The sequence below is a fragment of the Streptomyces sp. NPDC003393 genome, assembly GCF_053589015.1.
On record NZ_JBSFRB010000008.1, the window covers coordinates 213,242 to 235,012 of the forward strand.

Annotated in this window: 21 protein-coding genes and 2 pseudogenes; 15 read left to right on the forward strand and 8 right to left on the reverse strand. The window is 70.6% G+C overall.

Features of this window, described 5'->3' with window-relative positions; all coding sequences use genetic code 11:
* The first annotated feature begins 105 nt into the window (after positions 1-105).
* Positions 106-591: an FG-GAP repeat domain-containing protein gene (locus ACWDUZ_RS11650; RefSeq protein ID WP_451631617.1), complete on the forward strand. Its 486-nt coding sequence runs from the start codon at positions 106-108 to the stop codon at positions 589-591.
* 53 nt (positions 592-644) lie between these two features.
* Positions 645-810, forward strand: a pseudogene (locus ACWDUZ_RS11655) (IS982 family transposase); the annotation flags it as partial.
* A 23-nt stretch (positions 811-833) separates the two neighbouring features.
* Here the strand turns inward: ACWDUZ_RS11655 and ACWDUZ_RS11660 are convergent.
* On the reverse strand, positions 834-1,577 hold the full coding sequence (locus ACWDUZ_RS11660; protein ID WP_451631618.1) for an SDR family oxidoreductase: 744 nt from the start codon (positions 1,575-1,577) through the stop codon (positions 834-836).
* 466 nt (positions 1,578-2,043) lie between these two features.
* Here ACWDUZ_RS11660 and ACWDUZ_RS11665 point away from each other — a divergent pair, with 466 nt between their 5' ends.
* The 3 genes from ACWDUZ_RS11665 to ACWDUZ_RS11675 are packed head-to-tail and all read left to right on the forward strand — an operon-like array spanning position 2,044 to position 6,175.
* Positions 2,044-3,093 carry a 2-keto-3-deoxygluconate permease gene (locus ACWDUZ_RS11665; protein WP_451631619.1) on the forward strand — a complete coding sequence of 350 codons (1,050 nt, stop codon included), beginning with the start codon at positions 2,044-2,046 and terminating at the stop codon, positions 3,091-3,093.
* The gene (gene pdxA, locus ACWDUZ_RS11670; RefSeq protein WP_451631620.1) at positions 3,090-5,411 is read left to right on the forward strand and encodes a 4-hydroxythreonine-4-phosphate dehydrogenase PdxA; all 2,322 of its coding nucleotides are present in this window, start codon (positions 3,090-3,092) and stop codon (positions 5,409-5,411) included. Before ACWDUZ_RS11665 ends, pdxA begins: the two co-directional genes overlap by 4 nt.
* Positions 5,408-6,175, forward strand: a complete 768-nt coding sequence (locus ACWDUZ_RS11675) for a DeoR/GlpR family DNA-binding transcription regulator (RefSeq protein ID WP_451631621.1) — start codon at positions 5,408-5,410, stop codon at positions 6,173-6,175. The genes pdxA and ACWDUZ_RS11675 overlap by 4 nt, the downstream gene beginning before the upstream one ends.
* 343 nt (positions 6,176-6,518) lie before the next feature.
* Here ACWDUZ_RS11675 and ACWDUZ_RS11680 read toward each other — a convergent pair whose 3' ends face one another.
* Positions 6,519-7,499, reverse strand: coding sequence for an SDR family NAD(P)-dependent oxidoreductase (locus ACWDUZ_RS11680; RefSeq protein ID WP_451631622.1), 981 nt, complete (start codon positions 7,497-7,499; stop codon positions 6,519-6,521).
* A gap of 273 nt (positions 7,500-7,772) precedes the next feature.
* Between ACWDUZ_RS11680 and ACWDUZ_RS11685 the strand changes: the two genes are divergently transcribed.
* The gene (locus tag ACWDUZ_RS11685; protein ID WP_451631623.1) at positions 7,773-8,210 is read left to right on the forward strand and encodes a hypothetical protein; all 438 of its coding nucleotides are present in this window, start codon (positions 7,773-7,775) and stop codon (positions 8,208-8,210) included.
* A gap of 143 nt (positions 8,211-8,353) precedes the next feature.
* Here the strand turns inward: ACWDUZ_RS11685 and ACWDUZ_RS11690 are convergent, their stop codons facing one another.
* Both ACWDUZ_RS11690 and ACWDUZ_RS11695 read right to left on the reverse strand, forming a co-directional pair.
* Complete coding sequence (locus ACWDUZ_RS11690) at positions 8,354-9,145, reverse strand: SDR family NAD(P)-dependent oxidoreductase (RefSeq protein ID WP_451631624.1); 792 nt, start codon at positions 9,143-9,145, stop codon at positions 8,354-8,356.
* Complete coding sequence (locus ACWDUZ_RS11695) at positions 9,142-10,038, reverse strand: NAD-dependent epimerase/dehydratase family protein (RefSeq protein WP_451631625.1); 897 nt, start codon at positions 10,036-10,038, stop codon at positions 9,142-9,144. Before ACWDUZ_RS11695 ends, ACWDUZ_RS11690 begins: the two co-directional genes overlap by 4 nt.
* A 143-nt stretch (positions 10,039-10,181) precedes the next feature.
* Here ACWDUZ_RS11695 and ACWDUZ_RS11700 point away from each other — a divergent pair, with 143 nt between their 5' ends.
* The 3 genes from ACWDUZ_RS11700 (at position 10,182) to ACWDUZ_RS11710 (ending at position 13,070) form a co-directional block, all read left to right on the forward strand.
* The gene (locus tag ACWDUZ_RS11700; RefSeq protein ID WP_451631626.1) at positions 10,182-11,033 is read left to right on the forward strand and encodes a helix-turn-helix transcriptional regulator; all 852 of its coding nucleotides are present in this window, start codon (positions 10,182-10,184) and stop codon (positions 11,031-11,033) included.
* Positions 11,034-11,216: 183 nt separating this feature from the next.
* Positions 11,217-11,975 (forward strand): SDR family NAD(P)-dependent oxidoreductase, encoded by a 759-nt coding sequence (locus ACWDUZ_RS11705; RefSeq protein ID WP_451631627.1) that lies wholly within the window; start codon positions 11,217-11,219, stop codon positions 11,973-11,975.
* A 195-nt stretch (positions 11,976-12,170) separates the two neighbouring features.
* Positions 12,171-13,070 carry an AraC family transcriptional regulator gene (locus ACWDUZ_RS11710; protein WP_451631628.1) on the forward strand — a complete coding sequence of 300 codons (900 nt, stop codon included), beginning with the start codon at positions 12,171-12,173 and terminating at the stop codon, positions 13,068-13,070.
* 124 nt (positions 13,071-13,194) lie between these two features.
* On the opposite strand, the gene ACWDUZ_RS11715 is transcribed toward ACWDUZ_RS11710, so the two are convergent.
* Positions 13,195-14,064 carry a LysR family transcriptional regulator gene (locus ACWDUZ_RS11715; RefSeq protein ID WP_451631629.1) on the reverse strand — a complete coding sequence of 290 codons (870 nt, stop codon included), beginning with the start codon at positions 14,062-14,064 and terminating at the stop codon, positions 13,195-13,197.
* A gap of 71 nt (positions 14,065-14,135) precedes the next feature.
* Here ACWDUZ_RS11715 and ACWDUZ_RS11720 point away from each other — a divergent pair, with 71 nt between their 5' ends.
* The 3 genes and pseudogenes from ACWDUZ_RS11720 to ACWDUZ_RS11730 all read left to right on the forward strand — a co-directional run bounded on the left by ACWDUZ_RS11720 (position 14,136) and on the right by ACWDUZ_RS11730 (position 16,217).
* The gene (locus tag ACWDUZ_RS11720) at positions 14,136-14,552 is read left to right on the forward strand and encodes an ester cyclase (RefSeq protein ID WP_451631630.1); all 417 of its coding nucleotides are present in this window, start codon (positions 14,136-14,138) and stop codon (positions 14,550-14,552) included.
* 59 nt (positions 14,553-14,611) lie between these two features.
* Positions 14,612-15,298: pseudogene (locus ACWDUZ_RS11725) on the forward strand (SDR family NAD(P)-dependent oxidoreductase); the annotation flags it as partial.
* A 1-nt stretch (position 15,299) separates the two neighbouring features.
* On the forward strand, positions 15,300-16,217 hold the full coding sequence (locus tag ACWDUZ_RS11730) for an alpha/beta hydrolase (RefSeq protein ID WP_451631631.1): 918 nt from the start codon (positions 15,300-15,302) through the stop codon (positions 16,215-16,217).
* Positions 16,218-16,341: 124 nt separating this feature from the next.
* Here the strand turns inward: ACWDUZ_RS11730 and ACWDUZ_RS11735 are convergent, their stop codons facing one another.
* Positions 16,342-17,430 carry an alcohol dehydrogenase catalytic domain-containing protein gene (locus ACWDUZ_RS11735; RefSeq protein ID WP_451631632.1) on the reverse strand — a complete coding sequence of 363 codons (1,089 nt, stop codon included), beginning with the start codon at positions 17,428-17,430 and terminating at the stop codon, positions 16,342-16,344.
* Between the two features lie 101 nt (positions 17,431-17,531).
* On the opposite strand from ACWDUZ_RS11735, the gene ACWDUZ_RS11740 reads away from it, so the two are divergent.
* Positions 17,532-18,425 carry a LysR family transcriptional regulator gene (locus ACWDUZ_RS11740; RefSeq protein WP_451631633.1) on the forward strand — a complete coding sequence of 298 codons (894 nt, stop codon included), beginning with the start codon at positions 17,532-17,534 and terminating at the stop codon, positions 18,423-18,425.
* A 198-nt stretch (positions 18,426-18,623) separates the two neighbouring features.
* Here ACWDUZ_RS11740 and ACWDUZ_RS11745 read toward each other — a convergent pair whose 3' ends face one another.
* A complete protein-coding gene (locus ACWDUZ_RS11745; RefSeq protein ID WP_451631634.1) occupies positions 18,624-19,181 on the reverse strand; it encodes a hypothetical protein in 558 nt (185 codons plus the stop codon).
* Between the two features lie 101 nt (positions 19,182-19,282).
* On the opposite strand from ACWDUZ_RS11745, the gene ACWDUZ_RS11750 reads away from it, so the two are divergent.
* On the forward strand, positions 19,283-19,981 hold the full coding sequence (locus tag ACWDUZ_RS11750; RefSeq protein ID WP_451631635.1) for a TetR/AcrR family transcriptional regulator: 699 nt from the start codon (positions 19,283-19,285) through the stop codon (positions 19,979-19,981).
* Between the two features lie 162 nt (positions 19,982-20,143).
* Here ACWDUZ_RS11750 and ACWDUZ_RS11755 read toward each other — a convergent pair whose 3' ends face one another.
* Positions 20,144-20,854 carry an SDR family oxidoreductase gene (locus tag ACWDUZ_RS11755; protein ID WP_451631636.1) on the reverse strand — a complete coding sequence of 237 codons (711 nt, stop codon included), beginning with the start codon at positions 20,852-20,854 and terminating at the stop codon, positions 20,144-20,146.
* A gap of 84 nt (positions 20,855-20,938) precedes the next feature.
* Between ACWDUZ_RS11755 and ACWDUZ_RS11760 the strand changes: the two genes are divergently transcribed.
* A complete protein-coding gene (locus tag ACWDUZ_RS11760) occupies positions 20,939-21,751 on the forward strand; it encodes a helix-turn-helix transcriptional regulator (protein WP_451631637.1) in 813 nt (270 codons plus the stop codon).
* Positions 21,752-21,771: the final 20 nt, after the last annotated feature.

The following is a 21,771-nucleotide window of genomic DNA, read 5'->3' on the forward strand; positions in this document are numbered from 1 at the left end:
GGGCGGAAGCGTGGGATAGCAAAAACGCCACACCTCGGAGCATTTGTGTCATTTCGCACCAAAAGTGTCATCGCGGTGGTACTCGGTACTGTTGTCGCCGCTGCGGTGACCATAGGGTCGAACGTCGCGTTCGGGAAAAACTGTAATCAGTCGGGGAGCGCGTGCGGCGACGTGAACGGTGACGGCTACGACGATCTGGTGACCGTCACCTCGTACGACGATCCGGCCGACACAGGCACTCTTATTGTCCTGCCCGGCTCCTGGTACGGCTTCAAGAGCAAGCCGCTCGCGAGCGTCGGCCTCCCTTTCGCCGAGTACGACGCCGTGGTGGGCGACATCAACGGCGACGGCAAGGACGACGTGGTCATCGACACCGGATTCGAGGACGGCCCGGAGGAGTACAAGCTGCGCACCTACCCCGGTTCGGCCGACGGGCTCGACACCGCCCATCCGGTCGGCTGGAAGGGTTTCAAGAAGCCGAGCGAAATACCCTCGGCTCTGACCGACACCAACGGGGACGGCTACGCCGATCTCCTGGTCGGCAACCGCACGGTGGCCTACGGCAGCAAGGACTGGCTCCGCCCCTCCTAGACAAGTCTTTCGAGGGCCTGCGGGCATGAGGAGAGGGTGTTCAAGATCCGTTCATGACGACAGAACCGAACACCGCCGTGACGGCACTCCACGTAAATCGATGACGACTGGGCCGGTGTCGCCCGGCTTCCAGTCAGGCCGCCCGGGCTCAACAACTCCGAGTGCCTGGCCGTCATGCAGACGATGCCCGGCTTCCCCAGCGAGGCCCGACGGCTTCGGCGTCCTGTCATCCGAACAGGGCCTCACAGCTGGGAGGCGCCGCCGTCCACGGTGAGCTCGGCTCCCGTCGTGAACGTCGCCTCGAAAGCCAGGAACGCCACGGCCTTGGCGACCTCCTCGGGGCGGCCGAGCCGCTTCATCGGATTGGCCTCACGCAGCTGCTCGATGGCCTGCTCCGCGGCGGCTTCGGGCATCGATCTGGCGATGATCGAGGTGTCGATGGGACCGGGACTCACCGCGTTGACGCGGATGCCGCGCGGCAGCAGCTCGCGTGCCAGCGTGCGTGCCATCGAGCGCAACGCGGCCTTGGCGGCCGAGTAGACGCTGACCTGGGCCATGCCCTTCACATCCGCGAGCGACGTGGTGAGCACGACGGCGCTGCCCTCGGTCAGCAGCGGGGCCAGCTTCTGGACGGTGAAGTACGGCCCCTTGGCGTTGACCGCGAACAGCGCGTCGTACCCGGCCTCGTCCATCTCCTCGAACGGCACGAAGCGCGTCGCCCCCGCGTTCACGAACAGCAGGTCCAGCACTCCGAGCTCGGCCTCGACACGGCCCGCGAGAGCATCGATGGCGGGCAGCGACGTCGCATCGCTCTGCCATGCGAAGGCGTTCGCCCCGAGTTCTTCGCGGGCCGCGTCCAGTGTCTCCTTCCGGCGCCCGGTGACGGCGACGCGGGCTCCCCCGTCGACGAAGAGCTTCGCGGTGGCGAGCCCGATTCCGCTCGTTCCGCCCACGACGAGCACGCGTTCTCCGTCGTAGTTCCCCATCGTCGGATGGCTCCTTCAGTCTCGATGTCGCGCGGCATGCCTGGTGTTCTCACCCTCGGTAACGGAAGGTCACAGGTCCAATGCCCGTTGTGCGCGAAGGCCGTACGAGTCAGGCAACACCGCAGTTCACCGGGGGTGCGGCCCTTGGATCACATCACCGGGACGGGGTAACGCTGGAGGCGCGCGCCATGCCCACGACGCCGGCGGCGAGAGCGGCGGCGGTCGACTCGTACGGGGTGCCGGCGCCGCATTCGGCGTCGTGGACGGCAAGGCGCGGCCGGCCACCTGGCCCGTGCGTGATCGGCAGCCGGCGGAACCCGACCATCCAGTGCGCACTTCGCGCACCTTGCGTGAAGTGCGCACGACGCTTACTGTCCACTCAGCAGCGGAGCGCCACTCCCGTCTCTTGGGACACGTGTGCGGTATCGCCGACACTCGCATGGGGTCGATGGAAGGCAGGGCCGATATGTCCATACCCATCAAGAAAAGCCTGGAGCGCGTACCCGGCGGGATGATGCTCATCCCGCTGCTCGTGGGTGCCGTCATCAATACCGTCCACTCCGGGACCGGGGACTTCTTCGGCTCGTTCACCGGCGCACTGTTCTCGGGTGCGCTCACCATCCTGGCGGTGTTCTACGTCTGCATGGGCGCCACGATCGAGCTGCGCACCACCCCGTACATCCTGAAGAAGGGCGGGGCGCTTCTGATCGTCAAGACCGGCGTCGCGGTCGTGATCGGCGTTGTGGTGGGTCACTTCCTGGGCGAGGCGCCGGTAGACGGCGGCGTCTTCGCCGGTATCTCGACCCTGGCGATCGTGGCCTCGCTCAACGACACCAACGGCGGCCTCTACATGGCGCTGATGGGTCAGTTCGGCAGGCCCAAGGACACGGCCGCGTACTCGCTGATGAGTCTGGAGTCCGGTCCGTTCCTCACCATGGTCACGCTGGGTGTCGCCGGTCTGTCCGCCTTCCCCTGGCAGACCATGCTCGGTGCGATCCTGCCGCTGGTCGTCGGCATGATTTTGGGCAACCTCGACCCGGACATGCGCCGCTTCCTCGGCGCCGCCGTGCCGGTCTGCATCCCCTTCTTCGGCTTCGCACTCGGATCGGGCATCGACCTCGGCACCGTCTGGACGGCCGGTCTGCTCGGGGTCGGCCTCGGATTCTTCGTACTGATCGTCAGCGGCAGCACCCTCTTCGCGACGGACAGGCTGCTCGGCGGCAACGGTCTGCCCGGCCTCGCGGCCGCCAGCACCGCCGGCAACGCGGCCGCCGTGCCCGCGCTGGTCGCGGCCGCGAACCCCGTGTACAAGGAGGCCGCGGACAAGGCCACGGTGCTGGTGGCCGCCTCCGTGGTGGTGACCTCTCTGCTCACTCCCGTCATCACCGCCGCCTACCACCGCAGACTGCAGCGGGTACGGCCGCAGGCGCTTGCCGACGACGCGCCGGCCGGGACCGCGGAGACGACGCCCTCGACCGTGGGCGCGACGTCAACCGACGGGACCGCACACCGGTGAACCACGTACCGCAGCACGCCACGGGCTCCCCGTCCTCCTCCCCCGCTCTGCTCGTCATCGCCGATGATCTGTCGGGCGCAGCCGACAGCGCGGTCGCGTTCGCCGGGCGGACCGACACGGTGGTGTCACTGGACGCCGACGCCGAGTGGCCGCGGGCGACGGTGGTCGCGATCGACACCGACTCCCGCTACACCTCCCCCGACATCGCGGCCGACCGGGTCGCGGCAGGCATCCTCCGGTCGCGAGCGGGGACCCGGATCTACAAGAAGATCGACTCCACGCTCCGAGGCCACATCGGTCCCGAGATCAGCGCATGCCTGGACGCCCTGCACAAGCGGGAGGGAAAGCGCCACCTCGCGGTCGTCTCCCCGGCCTTCCCCGCCACCGGACGCACCGTCGTCGGCGGTCGGGTGCACGTCGGCAGCGAGCCCCTCGAAGAACGCCACCCAGGCCGCCGGCCCCTTGTCGCACAGTTGGAGGCCGTGGGCCTGACCGTGGCGCTGCTGGGCTTGGCGGAACTACGGGACGGCGATCCGGCCCGTGCCCTCGCGGCGGCCGCCGGTACGGTCGACGCGGTCGTCGTCGACGCGCTCACCGACGAGGACCTCGCGCGCACGGTCCGGGCCTCGGCAGGTCTGCCCGTGCTGCTGGCCGGCTCCGGCGGCATGGCCCACCAGCTGGACCCGCTGCGGACGGAGGCGGAGCCGCTCCGCGCGCTCCCCGCACCCGCGGCAACACCGGACGCTCCGGTCTCCGGTCCGGCGCTCGTCTGCGTCGGCAGCCGGAGTCGGCAGGCCCACGCGCAGCGCCGCGTGCTCATCGAGGAACTGCCCGCCGTGCCGGTCGTGGTGAAGACCGGTCCCGGCGGCACGAGCAACGCGATGCGCGAACTGCGCGCCACGCTCGGGGCGGGCGACAACGCCGTCGTCTTCCTCGACCCCCACCAGGCCGTGGAGCCCGAGCGCGCCCAGCAGTTCGCCCAGACCCTGGCAGAGGTCACCCACGCCGGTCTGGACGCCGCGGGCTTCCTGGTCGCCACCGGAGGCGAGACCGCGCGCGCCGTGCTGCTCGCCGCCGGTGTGGACACGCTCGTGGTCGAGGGCGAGGTCGAACCGGGGGTCGCACGCATGCGTACACCCGGCGGACTGACGGTGGTCACCAAGGCGGGAGCCTTCGGTGACCCGGGGACGCTGCTGCGTGCCGTTCGGGCACTGCAGGACCCGGCTGGCAAGATCACCCCCGCCCACCCCGTACTCTCCATGGCTGAGCAAAACACTCCGAAGGATGACACCATGCCCGAACCCGTGATCGCGATCACCATGGGGGACGCCGCCGGCGTCGGACCCGAGGTCGTCGTCAAGGCACTGGCCGGCGCCGCTGCTTCGCTCCCCTTCCTGCCTCTCGTCGTGGGAGACGCGGAACGACTGCGCCGCGCGGTCGAACTGACAGGCGCAGAACTGCGGATCAACGCGGTCGCCTCTCCCGAGGAGGCCGCTTACCAGCCCGGCACGGTGGACTGTCTCGACCTCGCGAACATCCCGGAGGACCTGCCGTTCGGGAAGCTCTCGCCCATCGCCGGCGAGGGTGCCTACCGGTACGTCGAGACCGCCACCCGGCTCGCCTCCGAAGGGCGGGTCGACGCCATCTGCACGGCGCCGCTCAACAAGGAAGCACTGCACGCGGCCGGGCACAAGTACCCGGGCCACACCGAGCTCCTCGCCGAACTCACCGGCACCCAGGAGGTGTCGATGCTGTTGTCGGCGCCGAAGCTGCGCGTCATCCACGTCACCACCCACATCGGACTGGTCGACGCGGTCGCCAAGATCGAGCCGGGCCTGGTGGAGCGAACCATCCGCCGCGGGTACGAGACGCTGGTCGCCGCCGGAATCTCCGCACCCCGCATCGCGGTGTGCGGCATCAACCCGCACGCCGGTGAGAACGGCTTGTTCGGCCACGGTGAGGAAGAGGCCAAGGTCGTCCCCGCGGTCGAGAAGGTCCGCGCCGAGGGCATCGACGCCCAGGGCCCGCTCCCGGCCGACACGGTGTTCTTCCGCGCCGTCCGCGGCGACTTCGACCTGGTCGTCGCCATGTACCACGATCAGGGCCACGGCCCCGTGAAGGTGCTCGGCCTGGACACGGGCGTCAACATCACCGTGGGCCTGCCCGTCATCCGCACCAGCGTCGACCACGGGACCGCGTTCGACATCGCGGGCACCGGCCGCGCCGACGAGGCGTCGATGGTGGAGGCGCTGCGCCAGGCGGTGGAGCTGGCGCCGCGGCGCCACGCCGGCGCACGAACCGGGGGGAACGCTGCGTGAGCGGGGAACGGCGGCGCCGGGAGATCCGCGACCTGCTGCAGGTGCGCCCCCTGTCGGTGACAGAACTGGCGGAACGGTACGGGGTGTCGGAGTCGACCATCCGCCGGGACCTGACACGGCTGTCGGACTCCGGCGAGATCGTCCGCACCTACGGTGGCGCTCTGTCGTCGGGCTCCGAGGAGCAGCCGCTGAAGGAACGGGAGGGAATCGCCCGCGTCGAGAAGGAGGCGATCGCCCGTGCGGCCGAAGCCCATGTGAAGGGCTGCCGGCTGATACTCCTCGACGCGGGTACGACAGTGGGGGCACTGGCGTCGCGGCTGGCGACCCACCACGAACTGACCGTCGCCACGCCGGGGCTGACATCCGTCGGCATCCTGGCCGGGATGCCGGGGATCGAGTTGATCGTCCTCGGCGGTTCGGTACGGCCCATGAGCCTGGGGATGGTCGGGCCGCTGGCCGAGTCGGCCGTGGCGCGGCTGACGGCGGACGCGGTCTTCCTCGGCGCCGACGGTGTGGTGGCGGGGCGCGGCATCTGCGAGGCGCGGCCCGAACAGGCCTCCTTGAAACAGCTGATGGTCGAGCGGTCGCGAGAGGCCTATGTACTGGTCCACTCGGAGAAGCTGGGACGCGAGGAGTCGCACTGGTGGACCACGTTCACCCGTCCCTGGACGCTGATCACGGACGCGGGCGCGACGGAGGCGCAACTGGCGCCGTTCCGTGAGGATCCGCTGTGCACGGTGGAACTGACGGAGGAATCCGACTGACTACGTCCGACGACGTGGTCTCTTGCGGATGGTGCCCCGCCGTAAGGCAGTTCCACACGACGCCGACATCCGGATGCGGTGTGTGCTGGAGGAACTGGCGACGAAACGTCGCGTGAGAGCCTGCCGGCGCGGTCGGCGCACGGACTGGGGCACCTGCTGCCCGGCACGCTGTCCTTCATGTCGGCGTGCACGCACGCGGCGCCGGCCTTCGGCGATTCCTCCCGATGAGCCGCGGGCTCTCCCGCAAGGGAAGGCCCGCGGCCGGACGCGGATCGGCCCCGGGCAGACCACCGCGGCGACCGCGGAAGCCCTGAAGCCGGCCCGGCTCGCCGGCGCTCGCCCGTCAGGCCGAGTGGTGCAAGGTGGCCGCGGCATACTCCCACAGCCGGTCGGCCGCCTCCGGGTCGAGGGCGTGGGTGGCCACGCCTCCGGACGGGTTCTCCTCGTCGGCCCCTACGACGCGCGCCTCCTGGTTGTCCTCGAAGTAACGGCCCGTGACACCGTCCAGCAGCGGAGAGGCAGCCAGCAGGGCGGACGTGGCGGCCCCCTGCGCCGGGCTCTTGTAGTAGGGCGGCGGCGTCAGGTTCCCCTCGTCGTCCATCGCGCCGAACGCCCGCATCGTGTCGTTGTCCAAGTGCCTTTGCAGTCGGGTGAGGATGTAACCCGGGTTGAGGGCGTTGGCCGTGATGCCGTCAGCCACCCAGCGCCGGGCGCCCACCGCGAAGAGGACGTCGGCGGTCTTGGACTGCCCATATGCCGTCCACGGGTGGTAAGGCCGCCGCTCGAAGTGCGGGTCCTCGAAGTCGAAGGGCGCACCCAGATGGGCGCCGGAGCTCACGATCACCAGCCGTGCCGCGCCCGAGGCACTCAGGGCGGGGTGCAGCCCGGTGGCGAGGGCGAAGTGGCCGAGGTGGTTGGTGGCCAGCTGCATCTCCCAGCCGGAAGAGGAGAGGACACGTGTGGGAAGGGCCATGATCCCGGCGTTCGCAACCAGGATGTCGAGCGGCCCGTCCCAGGCCCGCACGAACGCGTCGACCGATGCCGGGTCGGACAGGTCGAGCGCCGCGGCCCGCACCGGGCCTCCGCCCGGGACCTCCTCAAGTTCGCGGACGAAGGCGGAGGCGGACTCCAGACCGCGCGTGGCGATCGTGACCTCGGCGCCCGCGCGGGCCAGCGCTCGAACGGTCTCGGCCCCGATCCCCGAGGCTCCGCCGGTGACGACGGCCCGCCGCCCGGAGAGGTCGACGCCGTCGATCACCTCCTCGGCGGTGGCGCGGTCTGTGAAGGGCGTGGTCAGCGGGGTGAAGGGGGCAATGTCTGTCATGCCCTCACGCTAGGACGTCCTTCCTGGACAAACTATGGCTTAAAGTCCGCTCTCCTTGAGCGACCGTCCGAACAAAGGGGGGAGTGCTACGGCTTCGAGAGCGCCCTCAGCGTCGCCTTCAAACGCGTCATGGGCGTACCGGAGCGCCGGCCATCGATGGTTTGCTGCTGACCGCGCTCGAATCGGTATGAGAACGGGGGCCGTTGGCACGTCGACGCTGCCGGCGCTGCCGTCTCGTCCGCAGCGGCCCGGGCGCTCGTCTAGGGTGACGCGATGGGGTTCGAGCTGCGGGAACGGTGGAGCGCACAGCCGTTGTGGGCGCGATGGGTTCTCGCGGTGTACTTGATCGGTTTCCTCGAGGGCACCGGTGCTCACATCGCAGATCTGGTCCGTGGCGGCCTACACGCCTATGCGGCGTTTCATCAGGTCTCTCTGCGGATGTTCCTCGTCGGCTTGGTGGTGCTGGATCCGTTGACCGCCGTGCTGGTGGGGCTTGTGCGGCGGGAAGGGGTCTGCCTGGCAAGTGCCGTGATGGTGTCGGACGTCAGCACGAACTGGTGGGGCAACCGGCACTGGCTGAGGGATGATCCCGCGCAGTGGCTCTGGCTGCTGCCCATCACCGTCTTCGGGCTGTTCGTGTTCGTGTTCGCGATCCCCTTGCACCGGACGATCGCCCGGGAGGCGGGCAGGTCGCGGGCGGCCCTGCCATGACCTGCGAGCCGTTCCTGCGAGAGCGGTGTGCGGCACCGGTGGCGGCGGACGAGCCGGCCAGTAGAGATGGTGCGGTCGGTCGCCGTGGCAGCGTCAGGCAGGCCCGGGAGCCCGTCGCAGGTGACGGGCTCCACCGCTGGAGGTCATCTGCTCCTTTCGGCGGTAAGTCTCAGGCTGCGTTCTGCGATGCGCGCGGTGGTGCGGGCGGACAGCAACCGGCCGAGGACGAAGGTCTGCACGGCGTTGGCGCGGCCGTCCACCACGGCTGGAGCGCGGCCGCCGAGAGCGTCCAGGACGGTGTCGGCCACGTCACCGGGTTGACGCTTGCCGCGCATGGGCCGAGTGTTCATGGGCGTGTCGGTCGGACCGGGGCTGACGGCCACGACCCGCACTCCGGTGCCGCGGGTCTCGGCCCAGACAGCCTGGGTGAACGACAGCACGAAGGCCTTGGAGGCGGCGTAGACCGCCAGGTACGCGGCCGGGGCGTAGGCGCCGGTGCTTGCGATGTTGACGACCGAGCCATGTCCGCGTTCGACCATGGCGGGCAGGAACAACGCCGTCAGCTCGGCGACCGCGCCCGCGTTGACGTCGATGACGGTCCGCAGTCGTGCGGCATCACCCGTCGCGACGGCTCCGAGGGTGCTGACGCCGGCGTTGTTGACGAGCATCTCGACGTCGATTCCCCGCTCCTGCAGCTGCTGTGCGAGGCCGCGCGGGGCTTCCTGGACTCCTAGATCGAGTGTGACGGGAAGGACCTGGACGCCGTGGCGGCCTCTCAGTCGCTCGGCCGTCTCCTTCAAGCGCACGTCGTTGCGGGCCACGATGACCAGGTGGGCGCCGTGGCCTGCCAGGCGGTCGGCGATCGCTGCGCCGATGCCGGTGGTAGCGCCGGTCACCAGGGCGGTGCGCCCCTTCATCTGCGCTGCCGTCGTCACGCCCCCGCAGCCTCGCCCACGTACGAACCGGTGCGCAGCTCGTGAAGGAGACCGGGTTCGAGCGGCCGCCAGCCGAAGGTCTGCTCGGCGCGGGAGGCATCCAACGGCGAAGAGCGCGTGAGGACCTTGGCGAAGGGGCCCATCATCTGCTGCGCCTGCTCCAGGCTGAGTGACAGGGTCCGGGCCCCGGTGAGGTCGGCCACCGCCTCGGCGATCTGCCGCATGGAGGTGCGGGTGCGGGAGGCGGCATTGACCACGAGCCCGGACTCGGCCCGCTCCAGCGCGGCCAGGTACAGCCGGGCGAGGTCGTCGACGTGCACGGAGGACCACGCGTTGTCGCCGTCGCCGATGTAGGTGGCCGCTCCCCGCTCCCGAGCCGCGGCGATCATGTTCCGCAACAGTCCGGAACCACCCCGTCCGTAGATGAGTGCCGCCCGCACCACGGTGACCGCCGGTCCGTCAGCGGCGAGCACCTGCCGCTCGCCGAGCACCTTGTACGGCTGCGGTGAATGCTCCAGGTCCACCGGCGTGTCCTCGCCCGCGGTCAGGCCGCCGCGGTCCGGATAGACCAGGCCCGTGCTGGTGTAGATGAATGGACTGCCCTGCTTCAGCCCGGCGAGCATGGCCGCCAAAGCGGGTTCCTCCACCTCGCGCATGGCCGGGCTGGTGAAGTCCACCGCCGCGTGCACGACGGCCTCGGCCCCGGCAGCCGCCTCCTGAAGGATCTCCGTGTCGGCCAGGCTGCCCGGCACGACCTGCGCACCCAGCGCCGTCACGCGCTCCCGCGCCTCCCGAGACCGTGCCAGTGCCCGCACCTGATGGCCCGCCGCGCTCAGGTGCTCGGTGAGCACCCCGCCGAGATAGCCGCTGGCTCCTGTCAGAAAGATCCGCATCGTGTTCTCCTCGCTCGTCGCTGACCGCACCTCTTGCGCGGCCGCTCCCTCTCAGCGTTCGGCCGTGGCCGCCGCGCATCCAGGGACCGTCGGTCCATGGCTGGGAGGCAAGGGCATCCCCGGCAGGGCCGTAGCCTGAGGGCATGGACAAGCACGCGCTCGCCGCGTTCCTGCGCAGCAAGAGGGAGCAGATCCGGCCGGAGGACGTGGGTCTGCCGCGCGGCTTTCGGCGCCGCACTCCAGGGCTGCGCCGGGAAGAGGTGGCCCAGCTGGCCCATATCTCGACGGACCACTACAGCCGTCTCGAGCAGGCCCGTGGCCGGCATCCCTCACGGCAGGTGCTCCAGGGCATCGCCCGCGCGCTGCGGCTGTCCGACCAAGAACGGGCGCACCTGTTCTCCCTGGCCGGCGAGCTGGAACAGGATGCGGAACGGATGCCGTCCCGGGAGGTCGACCCCGCCACCGCCGCACTGCTGGACCGGCTCGCCGACACCCCCGCCCTCGTCCTGGACAACACCTGCCGAGTCCTGGCCTGGAACGAGCTGGCCGCCGCCTTGTTCGAAGACTTCTCCGCTCTGCGCGCCACGGACCGCAACGTCCTGCGCCGCTACTTCCTGCACCCCGACGGGGACCACGGCGCCTACGGCATCACCGACCACCGGCGCTTCGTCATCACCGCCGTCAGCTACCTGAGAGTCGCTACCACCCGCTACCCCAACAGCGCCGAACTAGGTGCGCTGATCGACGATCTCCTTGCCGGAAGTGCGGAATTCGCCCGGCTGTGGCACTCCCAGGAACTGCACATCGAACACCACGCCCGGCAGGCGTTCCACCACCCCCGCATAGGCGCCATCGAGCTCGACTTCGACATACTCACCATCCCCGACCGTGACCAGCAGCTGGTCCTGTTCACCGCCGCACCCGACTCCAGCGACTACCGGAACCTGCAGCTGCTGAAGGTCATCGGCACGCAGCAGATGGACGTGACCACCTGAAGCTGCAGCGGCCTACTGTCCTGCGCGGGACCGTCAGGCGTGTAATTCGGCCCGTTGATCGGGCAGGATTGGGCAAGAGACCAGCAGGATCTTTCTTTCCGCGAGGACGGGGACGCGGTTGCCTTGAGGTGTCACATTCCGAGCGGAGCCTTCAGGGCTCCGGACGCCCAGGAGGCACAACCGATGAAGGTAGCCGTCGTCACCGGCGCCAGCTCCGGCATAGGCCAGAGCGCGGCCGTCCAGATCGCCAGGCGCGGGTCCGGCGTCATCGTGACCTACAGCTCCAACGAGCAGGGCGCCAAGGACACCGTCCGCGAAATCGAGCAGCTGGGCGGCACCGCCGTGCCGCTGCACCTGGACGTCGGCGACACGGCCGGCTTCCCTGCCTTCCACGAGGCCGTGGCCGGCGCACTGCGTGAGACCTTCCGGCGGGACTCCTTCGACCACTTGGTCAACAACGCGGGATTCGCCGGGACGGCACTGATCGCGGACACCACCGAGCGGGAATTCGACAAGCTCACCGACGGCCTGTTCAAGGGCCCGTTCTTCCTCACCCAGACCCTGCTTCCGATGCTCGCCGACGGCGGTGCCATCGTCAATCTGACCAGCAACTCGACCCTGCCGCACGTGACCGCGCCCGGTTATTCCGTCTACGCGGCCCTCAAGGGCGCCATGGTGGTCCTCACCCGGTACATGGCCAAGGAGTTCAGCGCCCGCGGCATTCGCGTCAACTCCGTCGCCCCCGGGGCCACCCGCACCCGCTTCGCCGATGACGCTTTCGCGAGGAACCCCGAGATCATTCCGGAACTGGCGAAGACGTTCGCGCTCGGGCGAGTCGGCGAACCCGACGACATCGGCATGGTCATCGCCATGCTCCTCTCCGAGGAGGGGCGCTGGATCACCGGCCAGGACATCGAGGTCTCAGGCGGCCAGAATCTGTGACCGAGCCGTCCGGGGCGGCCCCGGCGAACGCGGCCCTCCACCACGCCGATGTCACGGCTGCCGCCTGGTGGCACGTCGCGCCGGCCACCGGGCTTCGCCCGCACCGCGGGCTGCCTCGGTACGCCGCGCCCTCCTTGCCTGATCCTGCTGCTTCGGAGCGGGCAGAGGTCGGTCCGTGCATGCAAGACTGATGCCATGCCTTTGGACGAGATGTGCGAGCTGGTGAACCGGCATGCCCGCCCCGACATGTCCACAGCGATCGACGGCGTCCAGACATGCAGATTCGACCGGTACAGCGCACCCGCGGCAGGCATGTCCGGCACCGTGCTCGCGGTCATCGCCCAGGGCGGCAAGCGTCTCGCCCTGGGCGAGCACCTGTACGAGTACGGACCCGGCCAGTACCTCGTCACGTCGGTCGATCTCCCCGTCACCGGCCACGTCATCGACACCGGGCGGCCCACCCTCGGCTTCGGTATGACCCTCGCCCCTGCCGACATCGCTCAGCTGCTCCTGGACGCCGACCCCCGCGACCTGCCCGCCCCCGCACCCACCGCACCCGCCGGGATAGCGGTCAGCCAGGCCCCCTCGGAACTGCTGGATGCCATCGTCCGGCTGCTGCGGCTGCTGGACCGGCCCGCTGACCACAAGATCCTCGCCCCCCTGATCAAGCGGGAGATCCTCTGGTACCTGCTGCGTGGCGAGCAGGGCCCCGCCATCCGTCAGCTCGGCCTGGCGGACAGCGGATTGGCCCACATCAGCCGGGCCGTCCGGCAGATCCGAGAGCACTACGCGGAATCGTTCCGCGTCGAAGACCTCGCGCGGACAGCGGGCATGAGCGTGTCCGCGTTCCACCGCAACTTCCACGCCGTGACGGGAATGAGCCCCATCCAGTTCCACAAGCGCATCCGACTGCAGGAAGCCCGGCTGCTCCTGGCGGGCCGCCCGTCCGACGTCACCGGCGTCGCCCACACCGTCGGCTACGTGAGCCCCTCACAGTTCAGCCGCGAGTACCGCCGTATGTTCGGCACACCACCCAGCCAGGACGTGGTCCGTCTCCGACCCGAGCCGCCCGTACCCGCCGCGGCCCTGCCCTGAGACCCGGTGCTCAGTGCGGCCTTTTCGGCAGCGCTACGTGACACCCGCAATCCTCCGCCGTCTCGGGCAGTGCGCCGAGACGCATCAGGCCGTCACGCCGTCGTGCAGTCGTGCAGTCATGCAGTCATGCAGTCATGCAGTCATGGGCCGACGCGCGGAACGCGGACACCAGTCGGCTGCGGTCCCCGGCCCGGGTTGCCATGAGGACATGGCCGGGTTCGACGCCGCGCAGCGGGACGGTGGTGAGGTCGGGTCGGGTGCCGCCGGAGTGCAGGGCGGCCGGGATGATGGCCACGGCCTGCCCGGCGGCCACATGCTCGAGCTTGTCCTCGATGGTCTCGACCGGGGGTCCACCGGGTGCGGGCCGGCCTCCCGGCCGCGGGTCGATGCGCCAGTACGCGTCCCATTCCGGATCCGGGAAGCGGGGAATCGGCTCGCCCGCGATGTCGTCCAGCGTGACCGATTCCTTGTCCGCCAGCCGGTGCCCGACCGGTACGAGCAGCATCTTCGGCTCGTCGTAGAGGACCGTCACATCCAGGCCGTCGGTCTGCAGCGCCAGCCGGGTGACCGCCGCGTCGATCCGTCGGTCGAGCAGGGCCTGGCGCGGCTCGTTCCACTTCAGGTGCGGCGTGCGCACATCGGCGTCGGGGTGTTTGTGCCGCAGGTTCCGCACCGCCGGGGTGACGATCAGGCCCGCGGTGTAGCCGACGGTGATCCGGGTGGGTCGCGCGGCGGTCCGGGCGGCGGCCGTGGCCTGCTGGGCCGAGCGCAGCAAGGCGCGTGCGTGCGGGAGGAAGGCTTCTCCCGCTTCGGTGAGCCGTGTGCCTTGTCGCGTACGGTCGAGAAGTCGCGCGCCCACCTGGGCCTCGAGCCGGCTGATCTGCCGGCTCAGCGACGGCTGCGCGATGTGCAGCTCGGCCGCGGCTCGGCCGTAGTGCAGGTGTGACGCGACGGTGGTGAAGTAGCGCACCAGCCGAAGGTCGAGGTCCGTCATGCCTGAATGGTATGACGTGGTCCGGAACAGGTCTTTGATGACCGAGAGTCCGCGTCCCTACCGTGAGATCCATGGCAGACGACAACGACATCGCGGTCCGACACTTCTACGAGGCACTTTCCACCGGTGACAGCGCGCTGGTCGACGGGGCCCTCGCGGCCGGCTGGGAGGCCGTCCCGCCTCTGCGCACCGGGGGCGGCCCGGAGGGATGGAAGGCGAGCATTGCTCACCTGCGTGGTGTGTTCAGTGACTTGAGCGTCGAGATCGAGCACGTCGTCGCGGACCAGGACATGGTCGCGGTGCGCGCGGTCAGCCGCGGGAAGCACACCGGTGAGCTGCTCGGCGTCGAGGGCACCGGCCGCGAGGTGGAGTTCCGGGCGGCCGACTTCCACCAGGTGGTCGACGGCCGCATCGTGCGGACCTGGCACCTGGAGGACTACTTTTCGATCGCCACCCAGATCGGACTGGAGTTCACCCGTGGCGCTTGACGGAAAGACGGCGGTGGTGACCGGGGCGGCCCGCGGCATCGGACACGTACTGCCGACGGCTCGCCGCGGACGGCGCGCACGTGGTCGCCGTCGACATCGACGACCCGGCGGACACCGTGAACGAACTGACGGGCGAGGGCGACAAGCTGGGACTGGTGTGCGACATCAGTGAGCCGTCGCAGGTCGACGCCGTGACCCGCACGGTCCTCGACCGGTACGGGCGCTGCGACATCCTCGTCAACAATGCCGGCATCTTCCCCTTCACCGACCTCGAGCACATGACGATCGAGTTGTGGCGCACAGTGCTGGCGGTCAACGTCGAGTCGATCCTGCTCTTCGCCCGGGCGTTCGCGCCGGGGATGCGGGCCGCAGGGTGGGGGCGCATCGTCAATACCGGCTCGGGCATCACCCTCACCCAGAGCCGCGACCTCGCATACCTGACCAGCAAGGGCACCGTGCACGCCCTGCCCCGGGCGCTCGCCAACGAACTCGGTGACAGCGGCATCACGGTCAACGCGATCGCGCCCGGCCTGGTGGCGACCCAGGGCTTCCTGGGCCGAGCCCGGCCCGACGGCCCGAGCGCCGACCAGGTGATGGACCGTGTGACGGCCCTGCAGACCATCAAGCGCCGATCGGTCGCGGCGGATCTCGGCAACGCCCTGGGCTTCCTGGTCTCCGACGACGCCGACTTCATCACCGGCCAGATCCTGCATGTCGACGGCGGCATGACACGTACGGGAGCCTGACATGCTCGAAGCCATCGCCGACCGGTTCAGCACCTCGCCGCGCTCGCCCGTGCTGCACTCCCCCGCCGAGCACGGGCTGGACTTCGAGGAGGTCACGTTCCCGTCCGAGGACGGGATCCCACTCGAAGGCTGGTTCGTGCCGGCCCCCGGCTCCGACCGGATCGTGATCGTCAACCATCCGCGGTTCTTCAGCCGTTCGGGACTGCCCTCCCATCTGGAGCCCTGGCGGTCGAGTCACGGCGAGACCGGCAATGACATCGAGGTCGACCTGGTGCCGGACATCGCACTCCTGCACGCGGCCGGCTACCACGTCCTCGCCTACGACCTGCGCAACTTCGGCCTCAGCGGCGCCGCCAACGGTGGCGTGACCACCAGCGGCAGATTCGAGTCGCGCGACGTCGTGGGGTCGCTGCGGTATGCGCGGTCGCGCCCTGACCTGCGCGGAGCACGGATCGCGCTGTTCAGCCGCTGCCTGGGCGCCGACGCCACGCTGTTCGCGATGCAGCGGGCCCCGCAGGAGTTCACGGACGTCTGCTGTCTGGTCGCGTGCCAGCCGCTGTCGCCGCGCGCGGTTCTGGAGCGGACGCTCGAGCGGCGCGGCATCCCGGCCGAGCGGATGACGGAGCTGGACCGGCTGATCAGGCTGCGCACCGGCTTCGGTCTCGACGAGATGTCCCCGGCGGAGAGCGGCGCGGCCGCCAGTGTCCGGGTGCCGACGCTTCTCTACCAGGTCCACGACGACCTGATGACGCGGTCGGCCGATGTCGGGTCCATGTTCGACGCCATCCCCTCGGACGTGCCGAAGGAGCTGTTCTGGATCCACGGCACCACGCGCCGCTGGGACGGGTACCTGCACTTCCAGAAGGACCCGGACCGCGTTCTGGAGTGGCTCGCCCGCCATGGGTCGCCCCGGCCGTGAAGGGGGGTGCCGGGTGCCGCAGATGTGTGGCGAGCGCGCCCGGCCTGCGGGCCAGGGCATCTGCTCATGCCCTCGGGGGTGCGGGGAATGTCGGTCCCTGACGTGCGGGGAGCAGTCGGTCCTGTCAGTGAGCCGGCGGGATGAGGGTGGTGCGGTCGAACGGGCCACGGTGTGCGGCGGCGTACGTGAGGGCGTCGTTGACGGCGTCGAGACCGAAGGACCGGACCCGTTCGGGGGCGAGGTCCAGGTTGCCCGAGGCGAGGAGCCGGATGATGCCGACGTTGGCTGTACGCGGGTACATCCACTGGCCGCGCACGGTGATCGAGTTGCGCATGATCCAGGGGTACGGGAGTGCGAGGTCGTCGCCACCGAGCATGCCGACGCCGCCCATGAGGACGACGCGGCCGTATTCGCGCACGGTCATGGCTGCCGTGCGCGCTGCCGCACTGGGTGCGCTCGGCGGGAGCAGGTCGATCACCATGTCGATCGGGCCGCCGGCCGCCGCGGACATCGCCGTGCGGTCGCCGGCCTCGTCCCCGGTGAGCGGGACCGGGCGCACGAGCGGACCGAACCGGTCGGCGAGGAGGTCGAGCGCGGCCTGGTTGCGGCCCGGGGCGACCACGCGGCCCGCCCCCATGGCGAGCGCGACCGCGACCGCGCTGCTGCCGAGGTTGCCGGTGGCCCCGTTGACGAGCAGCGTCTCACCGGCCGCGAGCCCGCCGGCCAACAGCCCGCCGTACGGGATGACGTGCACGCCGAGCGCGGCCCAGCGGGCCGGGTCGTCCCCCGCCGCTGCGGGCAGCGGATAGACGTTCTCCGTCGGGACCCGCATGAGCTCGGCGAACGATCCGTCGTGCACATGCTGGGCGAGGCGCGCGCCGCCCTCACCGCGGGAGCTCCAGCCCTGGAGCGTGATGTCGGGCGTCAGGGCGTCGTCCCGCGACCGCACCGTCGAGTCGCACCACACCAGGTCGCCGGGGCGCAGCCGGGTGGCGTCCGGGCCCACGTGGACGATCCGCCCCACGCCGCCGGTCCCGGGCACGACGGGAGGGACCAGGGGGTAGTTCCGCTCGCCGCTGAAGACTTCGGCAGCGTAGGGCGCAACGGTGGCGGCGAGGACCTCGACCACCACCTCGCCGCCGCCGGCCTCGGGGTCGGGAACCTCCCGCACCGTGAGCGGGGCACCGAACTGCGTCAGGACTGCTGCTCGCATGGGATGACCTCCGTGTTCGTCCATGTCGTCGGGATCGACACTAGGAGCCCGGCAGACATGCGGGAAGCGACGATCAGGCATCTCTGGTATGCGTATCCAGCATGGACATCTCCAGCACCGGCCTACGGGTCCTGCGGCAGATCGCCGAGTCCGGCAGCTTCACCGCGGCAGCCACCCGGCTCGGCTACACCCAGTCGGCGGTCTCACGCCAGGCCGCCTCCCTCGAACGGAGCGCGGGCACCGCCCTGTTCGAACGCCGCCCCGACGGAGTGCGGCTGACCGCCGCGGGTCTGACACTGTTGCGCCACGCTCGCACGATCCTGGACTGTCTGGCGGCGGCCGAGCGCGACCTCACCGGCAGCGGCCCGCAGACCGAGCTGGTGCGGCTCGGGCTGTTCCTGAGCGCGGGCGCGGCCATCCTGCCGGTCTCACTCGCCCGGCTCGCGGCGACCGACCCGCAGATCACGGTCACGACCACCGAGGGCACCACGCCCTCCCTGATCCGGGCGCTGCGCGCGGGCTCGATCGACGTCGCCGTGCTGACGTCCCGCCCACCCCACCGGCCTTTGGACGGCGAGTCGCCGCGCCTGCACGTGGAGACCGTCGCGGACACCGAACTGCTCGTGGCGGCGTCTTCGACCGGAGAGTTCGCCGGCCGCACCGCGGTGCACGTCGACGAACTGGTCGGCGCCCCGTGGATCGCCGCCCCTGCGTCGAACACCGAGCCACTGCTGGGCGTCTGGCCCGGTCTGCCCGGACGGCCGGACATCGTCCACCGCGCGCGCGACTGGCTGACGAAGCTTCAGCTGGTCGCCGGGGGCTTCGGGGTGACAACGGTGCCCTCGCGGCTCTCGCCGGTGCTGCCGCCCGGGGTGAGCCTGCTGCGCGTCGAAGGCGCACCCGCTGAGATCCGCCGGGTCCTCGTGGCACGGCTCCCGGGCCGCGCCACCCCGGCGATCACGGCCGTCACCCGGGCAATCGCCTCGACCACCTGATAGGTGGCGCCGGGCCGGCGCATGGGGTGCCGTAGCTCGCCGAAGGGGCGCGCCGTCGCGCTGCGGCCACAGCGACACGGTCAGCGGCGTCCCGGTCCATCGGGGTCCGGCGTCCCGTAGCCCGAGCACCGCGCCGCGGCCGGATCGATGGCGGCCACCGGCGACGGCGTACGCGGGGAGGGCCTCCGCATCAGGTTCTCAGCTCCTGGGGGCCGAGCGGGACAGACGGATCGCCGAGACGAGGAAGAAGATCCCGCCGAGCGTGGCGTAGCCGGCGAGGGCGGTCAGCGAGGGGCCGTCCTGTGCGGCGCTTCGGATGAAGTTCGCGCCGGCGAGGACGGAGATGCCGCCGCTGAGGATCATGGCCCACTGGCCGCCCATCGGCCGGCGCGCAATACCCACGAGGAGCTGGATGAGGCCGGAGACGACCGCCCACGCGCCCCAGACGCGCAGCACGTCGGCGACGCCCGAGGTGCCGGCGACCGCGACGCCGACGGCGGCGAGCACGCTGACGGCCATGTTGGCGTACAGGCCCTTGACCGGCCCGGCGGCGCGCGCCGACCTGGCGTCGATGACGGCGGCGGCCACGTCGAAGGCGGGATAGAGGAACAGCAGCAGCTTGACCCCGACGGTGAGCTCGGAGCCGGACGCCAGCAGGAGTGCGGCCCACACGACGGCGAAGACGAAGCGGGTGACGTAGAGCCGGCGCAGGGCGGGCTTGGCGCCGACGGACTCGGCGGAGGCAGTGGATGCCATGGGGTTCTCCAGTGACCGTGAGGTAGAGAGAACGATCTCTCTCGTTTGCAGCCTGGCACACCTCTCCCGCGAAAACAAGAGAGACCGTTCTACCTGCTACAATGGGTGATATGGCAAAGACGGAAGCCGGCGCAGGCACCGGCAGGCGGGTCTCCGAGGCCCGGGAACGGCTCCTGAGGACCGCCGGGCAGCTCTTCTACGCGGAAGGCATCCACACGGTGGGCGTCGACCGTCTGGTCGCCGAGTCGAAGATCACCAACGCCACCTTCTACCGCCACTTCCGCAGCAAAGAAGACCTCGCCGTCGCCTACATCGAAGGCGTTGACCAGGCGATCCGCACCCAGATCGGCTCCCTGATGGCCGCGGACGTGCCGGCCGACAGCATCCTGCGGGGCATCGGTGCGTCCCTGGTCGAGCAGATCCGCTCGCCCGGTTACCGGGGATGCGCCTTCCTCAACGCGGCAGCGGAATTCCCCGAGCCCGACCACCCGGTGCACCGTGCCGTCGTGCTCCACCGCGATTGGTTCCTGCAGACGATCACCGGACTGTTCGCCCAGATCACGGCCGCGGAGGCCGAGCACGCCGGGCGGCACTTCGTCATGCTCCGCGACGGCGCGATGAGCGCCGGCTACCTCGGCGACCCCGTCCTGGCCGGCGAGACCTTGCTGCGCGGCATCGAAGGACTGCTGCGGATCCACACCGCCCGTGCGGCCGAGGAGCACGCCGCTTCCGCACCCACCCAGGCCTCCTCGGCGGCCACGACGGTCTCCGACCTCGACTGCTCGCCGCCCAGCACGTGACGCGCCGTGCGGCCTCCTGGCCCTGGCCCGGGCCGCCGCCCGGGCGGCGGCCCGTCCCGGCTTCCCCTCAGTGCACTCGTTGCGAATCGACGAGCCGGTCGGCTGCTGTCTCGCACTGCTGCCTGGGCACGCCGTGACGAACGGGCCGCTCGCTTCGCAGCCCTACCAGGGGGCGGGGGTGCCGTCCCAGGAGACGAAGGTGCCGGTGGGGCCCTCGTCGGGCAGGAGTGCGAGGCGGACGGCGCCCGCCGCGGCCTCGGCGGGGTCGCCGTCGCTCGCGGCGGCCCGTTCGTCGAGGTCGGTCCTGCGCAGGCCCGGCGCGAGCGCGTTCACCTTGAAACCCTCGTCGGCCAGCGCGCGGGCGTAGAACACGGTCAGCGCGTTCAGCGCCGTCTTGGACGAGCGGTAGGCCGCGGCCCCGGGTGACGGGTAACGGGCGTCGGGACCCGCGCTCCAGGACAGCGATCCGGTACCGCTGGAGATGTTGACGATGCGCGGCCGGGCCGAGCGCCGCAGCAGCGGCAGGAACGCGTTCGTGACGGCGAGCACGCCGAACAGGTTCGTCTCGTACGTACGGCGGAAACTCTCGACGTCGGCATCGACCGGGGACGCGCTGTCGGCCATGATGCCGGCGTTGTTGACCAGGACGTCCAGGCGGTCCACCTGCCGTACGGCCCCGTCGATGCTCGCGGCGTCGGTGACATCGATGACGAGCAGCCGGGCGCCGCCGCCGATCTCCTCGACGGCTCGCCTCCCCCGCTCGGCGTCACGTGAACCGACGTAGACGTCGCCCCCGGCGGCCACCAGCTGCCGTGCGATCTGCTTGCCGATCCCCTTGTTGGCACCGGTCACCAGTGCAGTGAAGTCGTTCATGACGTCCACGATGCAGGCCGACGCAGCCGGCGATCCAGGCACAATCGATCCCTGGCAAGCACCCGGCGTCGAAGGAGGCAGTCGATGGCGAGGCAGGAGCTGGCGCGTTTCCTGCGCGACCGGCGGGAGGATCTGCGCCCCGCCGACGTCGGCCTGCCTCCGGGACCACGCCGCCGTACGCCCGGCCTGCGCCGCGAAGAGGTCGCCGAACTCGCCCGCATGTCGGTCGACTACTACACCCGGCTGGAGCAGGCTCGGGGCCCACGTCCGTCGCAGGGCATTCTGGACGCCATCGCGGACGCGCTCCGGCTCTCACCGGCCGAACGCAGTCACTTGTTCCGCCTGGCCGGAACGAACCCGGCGCCGCCGACCCGGCCGGTCCGGTGGGTCCGCCCCCATGTGGCGGCCCTGCTGCGGCGGATGCCCGACACCGCGGCCGTCGTCACCGACGCCACCTACGACGTGATCGACTCCAATCCGCTCGCCGACGCACTGCTGGGCTACGGCGGGCAACGGCCCAACCTCGCCCGCGTGCGTTTCCTGGAACCGGGCCACGCACGCACCTCAGGTGGCGAGGAGTTCGGGCAGATCGCGGTCGCGCGGCTGCGCGATGCCGCCGACCGCTACCCGCACGACGAACGGCTCACCCACCTGCTCGCGGAACTGCGCGCCGGGAGCGAGGAGTTCACGGAGATCTGGGCGCGCAACCCGGTACGGGCCCCCGGTCACCGCACCAAGACCGTGACCCACCCGGAGGTCGGCCCCGTCCGCGTCAACTGCGACGTGCTTCCGATTCCCGACGACGATCAGCAGGTCGTCTTCATCACCGCGGACCCTGGCACACCCGCCGCGCGCGCCTTCCGCCATCTGCTGCGCACCCCGCGTCCGCCTGAATGACGGCGCCTTGCATGCGGCGG